The sequence below is a fragment of the Tenuifilum sp. genome, assembly GCF_037481895.1.
Taxonomy (GTDB): Bacteria; Bacteroidota; Bacteroidia; order Bacteroidales; family Tenuifilaceae; genus Tenuifilum; species Tenuifilum osseticum.
The window spans coordinates 40,716-48,042 of sequence record NZ_JBBFKU010000028.1 but is presented as its reverse complement, the minus strand read 5'-3'; the positions used below and the strand labels follow the sequence as shown (position 1 = coordinate 48,042).

7 protein-coding genes are annotated in these 7,327 nt (G+C 41.7%); 3 read left to right on the top strand and 4 right to left on the bottom strand.

Translation table 11 applies throughout. The annotated features are described in order from the left end of the window. Positions 1-101 precede the first annotated feature (101 nt). The 4 genes from WHS63_RS09440 to WHS63_RS09425 form a co-directional block, all read right to left on the bottom strand. Complete coding sequence (locus tag WHS63_RS09440; protein ID WP_369489804.1) at positions 102-1,235, bottom strand: DegT/DnrJ/EryC1/StrS family aminotransferase; 1,134 nt, start codon at positions 1,233-1,235, stop codon at positions 102-104. A 114-nt stretch (positions 1,236-1,349) separates the two neighbouring features. Then, on the bottom strand, positions 1,350-2,885 hold the full coding sequence (gene rny, locus WHS63_RS09435; RefSeq protein WP_445204891.1) for a ribonuclease Y: 1,536 nt from the start codon (positions 2,883-2,885) through the stop codon (positions 1,350-1,352). A gap of 233 nt (positions 2,886-3,118) precedes the next feature. Next, a complete protein-coding gene (locus WHS63_RS09430; protein WP_369489802.1) occupies positions 3,119-3,427 on the bottom strand; it encodes a cell division protein ZapA in 309 nt (102 codons plus the stop codon). A gap of 16 nt (positions 3,428-3,443) precedes the next feature. Then, positions 3,444-3,674: a hypothetical protein gene (locus WHS63_RS09425; protein ID WP_445198679.1), complete on the bottom strand. Its 231-nt coding sequence runs from the start codon at positions 3,672-3,674 to the stop codon at positions 3,444-3,446. A gap of 271 nt (positions 3,675-3,945) precedes the next feature. On the opposite strand from WHS63_RS09425, the gene WHS63_RS09420 reads away from it, so the two are divergent. From WHS63_RS09420 to WHS63_RS09410, 3 genes are read left to right on the top strand one after another with little or no spacing between them, the layout of a single operon-like run. Further along, positions 3,946-5,637 (top strand): M23 family metallopeptidase, encoded by a 1,692-nt coding sequence (locus tag WHS63_RS09420; RefSeq protein ID WP_445204890.1) that lies wholly within the window; start codon positions 3,946-3,948, stop codon positions 5,635-5,637. 33 nt (positions 5,638-5,670) lie between these two features. Continuing rightward, the gene (locus WHS63_RS09415) at positions 5,671-6,555 is read left to right on the top strand and encodes a lysophospholipid acyltransferase family protein (RefSeq protein WP_445204889.1); all 885 of its coding nucleotides are present in this window, start codon (positions 5,671-5,673) and stop codon (positions 6,553-6,555) included. Between the two features lie 56 nt (positions 6,556-6,611). Beyond that, positions 6,612-7,307: a hypothetical protein gene (locus tag WHS63_RS09410; RefSeq protein ID WP_445204888.1), complete on the top strand. Its 696-nt coding sequence runs from the start codon at positions 6,612-6,614 to the stop codon at positions 7,305-7,307. Positions 7,308-7,327 lie beyond the last annotated feature (20 nt).

Here is a 7,327-nt window from a genome sequence, read left to right as displayed (position 1 = left end):
TGCCATATTTTTGTACCCTTGCCTATTGTGCAACCTTCATCAATTACTGCTGTTTCGTGGGCGAAGTAGGTTTTCTCCATGACAATAAAAATTTATCAAAATTAATCTTTTAATGCCTCCAGTAGAGTTTCGGTGATATATTTTATTACATCGGCTGATAGCTCGGTATGCATGGGAAGCGAGATTACAGAACTTGATAGAAAATCGGAAACCTGAAACGAACGCCCATAATTAAACTCCCTGTAGGGTTCAAAAGCTTTTTGCTTATGCAACGGTATTGGGTAGTAAACCATGGTGGGAATACCTTTGGCAGCCAAATCTTTTTGTAGCCTTTCGCGATCAACATTGTTAAGCTTTAATGTGTACTGATGAAAGATATGGCTACTCCACTTAGCTCGTGCCGGCGTAATAATCTTGCTACAAGGTTTTAACGCGGAATCGTAGGCATTTGCAGCCTCAATACGAGCCTTATTATAAAAATCGAGGTACTTCAGCTTAACCCTTAAAATGGCAGCCTGAATGGTATCGAGACGGGAGTTCACCCCAATCCTATCGTGATGATACCTGACCTTCATACCATGGTTGGCAATTGAACGTATCTCGTTAGCCAAGCTATCATCATTGGTAAAAAGAGCACCTCCGTCGCCATAGCAACCTAAGTTTTTTGAAGGGAAAAACGATGTTGTGCCAACGGCTCCTATGGTTCCTGCTTTTGAAACTCGGCCATCGGAATGGAAATAATCGGCACCCAATGCCTGTGCTGTGTCCTCAATAACGTACAGGTTATACTTTTGAGCTAAACGCATAATCTCATCCATGTTGGCGCATTGGCCAAAAAGATGAACAGGAATAATGGCTTTGGTTTTTGGGGTTATGGCTTCCTCTAACCTTTTAGCATCGATAGTAAAGGTTGATGGATCAACATCGACAAGTATTGGCGTGAGCCCCAAAAGGGCTACAACCTCAACCGTGGCAATAAAAGTAAAGTCGGGCGTGATAACTTCATCGCCCGGTTTTAAATCGAGTGCCATAAGTGCTATTTGAAGGGCATCGGTTCCGTTGGCACAGCCAATTACATGCTTAACGCCCAGATAGGAAGCAAGTTCTTCCTGAAACAGACCTACCTCCTTCCCCTTGATAAAAGCAGTACTGTCAATTACCTCCTGAATGGCAGCATCAATCTCACTTTTTATCTTTAAGTACTGCCCCCTTAGGTCGCACATCTGGATGTTCATAGATTCAAGATTCAAGATTCAAGATTCAAGATTCAAGATTCAAAATTTAAGATTCAAGATTCAAGATTCAAGGTTAAAGGTTCATACTAAACACTGTACACTAACCACTATACACTACTTAGCGTAGCTGATGGCTCGGGTTTCGCGAATCACCGTAATTTTAACCTGACCTGGATATGTCATCTCGTCCTGAATCTTTTTGGCAATCTCGAACGAGAGCTTATTGGCTTCTTCGTCCGAAACCTTTTCGCTACCAACAATTACACGCAACTCCCTACCAGCCTGAATTGCATATGTTTTAAGCACTCCGGGATATGAAAGCGCAAGGTCTTCCATCTCCTTAAGTCGCTTAATATACGATTCAACAACCTCGCGGCGTGCACCTGGACGTGCACCTGAAATGGCGTCGCAAACCTGAACAATAGGAGCAATGAGGGTGGTCATCTCCACCTCATCATGGTGCGAGCCAATAGCATTACAAACCTCGGGTTTCTCCTTGTACTTCTCGGCGAGTTTCATACCAAGAATAGCGTGTGGTAGTTCGGGTTCATCATCGGGCACCTTGCCTATATCGTGCAGTAAGCCAGCACGCTTGGCAACCTTGGGGTTAAGCCCAAGCTCTGAGGCCATAATTGCACAAAGGTTTGCAACCTCACGCGAGTGCTGGAGCAGGTTCTGCCCATAGGATGAGCGATACTTCATTTTACCAACCAGGCGGATGAGCTCAGGATGTAAGCCGTGGATACCCAAATCAATAGCGGTGCGTTTGCCCACCTCAATAATTTCCTCCTCAACCTGTTTTTGAACCTTTTGCACTACCTCCTCGATACGCGCAGGGTGGATACGGCCATCGGTTACCAGCTGATGAAGGGCAAGTCGGGCAATTTCACGACGAACAGGGTCGAAAGCTGAAAGGATGATTGCTTCAGGTGTATCGTCCACAATGATTTCCACACCGGTAGCAGCCTCCAGAGCTCTAATGTTACGGCCTTCGCGGCCAATGATGCGACCCTTGATTTCATCGGAATCGATATTGAACACAGTAACTGAGTTCTCAATGGCTGTTTCGGTTGCAACACGCTGAATGCTTTGTACCACAATTCGTTTTGCCTCCTTGGTGGCAGTCATTTTGGCCTCATCAACAATCTCGTTGATATACGACATGGCCTGGGTGCGAGCCTCGGCTTTAAGCGACTCAATAAGCTGAGCTTTAGCCTCCTCGGCCGAAAGGCCCGAAATTGCTTCAAGGCGCTCAATTTGATCCTTATGCATACGCTCAAGTTCCTCGCCACGCTTTTCAACCAGCTCCATTTGACTCGAGAGGTTTTCGCGAATAACATCAACCTCCTTCTGCTTACGCTGAAGCTCCTCAAACTTTTGCGATAACTGCAGTTCGCGCTGCTTGATTTTGGTTTCAGCTTGAGCAATCCGGTTGTTTTTTTCCGAAATTACCTTATCGTGTTCAGTTTTAAGCTGTAAGAACTTTTCCTTTGCCTGCAAAATCTTCTCCTTACGGATAACTTCGGCCTCGGCTTCGGCCTCCTGAATAATCTTATTGCGCTTGCTGGCCAAAAGCTTATTCCAGACAAAGTACGACAGTAATCCCCCTAGGGAAAAAGCCGAAACTGCTATTATTATTGTTAACACCATACTAAATGAATTTTTAAGAATTATATATATAAAAAACCCGCATTATGCCTTAATTTTATGTAGAAACCCCAGCTAAACATGGGTGGAGAGGCCATCCGATTCAGACTACCAGCGTCTCCCGGAGGAGATCCCGAACAAGCGGTAAACAGGCCTGTCTTGTGCGGAGAAAGTCCTTCTCCAATTTTTGTAGTGTTGAGTTTCGCAAAAACGTTAAGGCGATAATGCGGGCAATGCTATTTGAAAGAACTCATGTTTTGCTTACCAATGAAAGAACCCAGCCATTCGTCCAGATCTTTCAACTCGCTCATAAACTCCGAGGTATCAGTTTTATCCTCGCACTCTATCAGCTTTATAACGAACTGTAGTGCTGCCATAGCCAAATAATCCTGTACGTCCTTGTCGCTATACCTTTGCTTGTACAGCATTACTTTGTCGTTTATCAATTTAGCAGCCTTACGTATCTTTTCCTCATCATCTCTGTCGATTTTGAGGGGATATAACCGTTCGGCCACATTCACGTTAATTGATAACTTTTCGTCCATTCGGCAGCGCTAGGTTCTATTTATTAAGTAGAGCAATACACCTGTCAATTTCCCGCACAATCCGGTTCACCTTAATCTTTGCCTCGTGCACATCGGCATCGCTTGCCTTCAGCGCCTTGGCTATCTTTAACCGGGAATATCGTTCTTCAAGCTCGGCGCAGGCTTGCTCTTTAGCTTTCAGTTTAGCTTCAAGCTGAGCAACCTGAGCCTTTAAACGGTCGTTCTCCTGTTTTTCTCTTTCATACATAAAAACAAGAGTTTGAACCTTTTGTTTAATGTTGTCGATTATATGGCTCGAAGAATCGTTCATATCCCAGATAAAGTTTTACAAAGTTAATTAAACCTAGTTCAAAAAACAAATCTTTAAACAATTTTTAAACTCAGCAGAGTGGGGTTTTCCATAAATCTAATAATGAGATGCTTACGCTCAAAACTAAAATATTTCTATCGGTTCATTTCAATTTTAAGCACCACTCAAGGTAGGCTTTTATATATTTGGGCATTAAAAGATAATAACAATGAGGCTTTACCGCTTTGCAGGTCTGCTATTTCTTTCAAGTGTTACAATTGCTCAAACCCAACCGTTTAAGTTACCACTCGAAATGCCACCCGCCTTTTCGGGCACATTTGGTGAAGTTCGATCGGATCATTTCCACTCAGGGGTCGATCTTCGTACTATGGGGCGGGTGGGTTATAGTGTTTTTGCAATTGAAAAAGGTTTTGTTTCACGAATCAAAGTAAGCCCTGTTGGTTTTGGTAAAGTAATATACATCGACCACCCCAATGGCAAAACATCGGTATATGCTCACCTCGATAGGTTTGTGGGTAAAATTGCAGAGTATGTTGAGAATGCCCAATACCAAAAACAGTCGTTCGAGATTGAACTCTTCCCTAACCCAGGAGAACTAAATGTGAATAAGGGCGATATTATTGGACTATCGGGCAACAGTGGTAGTTCCGGGGGGCCACACCTGCACTTCGAAATTCGTGAAACCACCTCACAGCATATTTTAGATCCGTTTGAGTTTTTTAATGAATGGAGGCAAACCGATAGCAATCCACCAACCATTAACCGTTTGCTTGTTTTTGAAATTGACAGCTTACGATACCTGCTCGACAGCTTAACCTATAAAGCCTATGAAGCCGTAAAAAAGGGGAGCGATTTTATAGTTCCCTTGCCAATTAAAGCATCGGGTAAAGTTGGCCTAGCACTCGATTACTACGATATTGTAAATTCAAACAGCCTGAGAGCCGGTATCAAGAAAGCCGAAGTGAGAATAAATGGTAATAAAACATTTACCTTCCATGTTGACCGATTTTCTTTTCTGGAAACCCGGTATGCAAATGGTTTTAATGGTATTACCGATAATGGATGGAATGGCTATAAAGCAATTCGGCTATGGACCGATCCTAACAACAGGTTTTCGGGCATCAATCATGTTATCAACCATGGTATTATTGATGTAGCTAAAGATAGCATATACAGTGTAGCTGTTACGGTTTGGGATCATTCAGGAAACAGTAGCAAACTAATATCTAAGATACTAGGAGTTGAAAATAAGGTAAACGCCAATAGCGTACCTTCCCTTCCTCTTTTCAAATGGAATGCTGAAAATATATATAAAACCGATAGTTACATGGTTAGGTTGCCCGAAAATGCCCTATTCCACGATATACTATTCCAAATGGAAGAGAACCAAGCGGATAATCTACCATACCCAATAGTCACTATTCATAATCCAAAAACAAAGCTCTTCAAAAAGTTCACATTGGAATACAAAGCCAGCAAAATTTCTGAAAACATATTGATTAAACACTACATTGCAAAAATAAACGGGAAAGGATTTGAATACGTTGGAAGCGAACTTGTTAATGGCAGCCTAAAGGCAACCTGTAATAGCTTTGGGAAATATACCGTTCTGGTTGATACAATTCCTCCGTCAATTATTGCCCAAAACTTAATGCCTAATGCAAAAATCACCAGCCAAAACAACATAAACTTTAAGCTAATAGACAATACGGGTATCAAAACGTATAATGGCTATATTGATGGTAACTGGGCGCTATTTGAGTGGGATCCAAAAACCGGTATACTTTCGCATAATCTTAATCCCCAAAGGATTAAAAAAGGTCAATGGCATAGCCTTAAAATTGTTGCTACCGATATGTTAAACAATGATTCGGAATATGCTATCATGTTTTTCTGGTAATAGCTAACTTTGACAATGTAAACTGATTGAGTTTTGATAACCGTTTTTTACTTCATACTATTCCTCATCTCAATAGTTATTGTAGCCATAATTCCATGGGGTTTAATCTACGGCTACAGTAATATTATGGCTAAACTCCTGCACAATGTTTTAAAATACCGTGTAAGGGTTACCCGAAGCAATTTACGATTGGCATTCCCTGAAAAAAGCGATGCGGAATTAGCAGTAATTGAGAAACAATCGTACCAGAACCTAGCCGATATTTCTGTTGAGGCGCTTAAAGGGTTCACCATGCGCAACTCAGCCATAAGAGAACGTCATAAAATTCTTAACCCTGAACTACTCGATTACTACTACAATCAGAAACAGAGTATTATTGGAGTTGCAGGGCACCTAAACAACTGGGAATGGGGAGCCCTCTCGGCCGGAATACAGCTAAAACATCACCCGGTTGCCATATACAAACCACTAAGCAACAAGCTTATCGATTGGTTCATCAAGTGGAACCGATCGATTAGGGGAACCGAATTGGTTCCAACCAATCAGACCTTTGATACCTTTCAGAAATATAAACACAAACCTTGCATATACATTCTGGTTGCTGACCAAAGCCCGTCAAACCTATCAAAAGCCTACTGGATAAACTTTTTCAACCAGGATACCGCCTGCATTCATGGTCCCGAAAAGTATGCAAAAATGTATAACTACCCTGTTATTTACATCGATATTAAAAGGGTAAAGAGGGGTTACTATACTGTAGAACTAAGCGTTTTGTGCGATAAACCAAACGAACTGCAGGACGGTGAGCTAACCGCTGCCTACATGCACAGGCTTGAACAAAGTATAAGAGAAAACCCTGAAAGCTGGCTATGGACGCATAGGCGATGGAAAAGGAAAAGACCACAAAAGGCACAATAGAGCTAATTTGGTTCACTTTTTGATAAGTTTTATTACATTTGAAAAAAATTCAAGCCATGAAAAGATATACTTCAGTTCTGCTGGCAATAACTTTATTTTTCTTTAGCACTCAGGTTTTTGCCCAAAAATACAGAAATAAAGAGGTAGGGCTGATTTATTTCAAGGTCAATATTGATCCCGGGTACCATGCAAAGTTTAGCGAGTATGCTCACCTTTTCCGCGAGCCGGTTAAACCGCAGCAGGATAGAATTGTTGGGCACCTTACTGCCGATATCTGGGATATTATTAAGCAACAGCTTACCAACGATGTTGGTATGATTATATTGCCCCTGGATGCCTATGGCGATAAATTTTCATACGACCACTATGGATTTCCAAATGTGACAATAAACAGAGCTCTTCAGAAAGGGAACTCAAAGTTTTATATCAGCATTGATGTGGAAATTGGCCCTGAGTTTATGTCGAAATATGTAACCAAAACCTCCAGCGACACCTCACCACAGGTAATCCAACTGGCTCCCAATGAGATAAAGCCAAAGATTACCATTAAAATGAACATCTATAACGATAAAGGAATTATACCAGTAGCCAACACTAAAGGTGAAGCTATTGAAAGTAAAGTAATAACGCTGAACGATAAATATTTTGACGGTTTTGTAAACACTAACATAAACACACCTAACGAAACCCTTTATAAACTGGTCAACCAGGCTGTGAAGGAACTAGTAATAAGCGTGTATTCGCGTAAGTAATGCATTCCCTAAACAAGTCT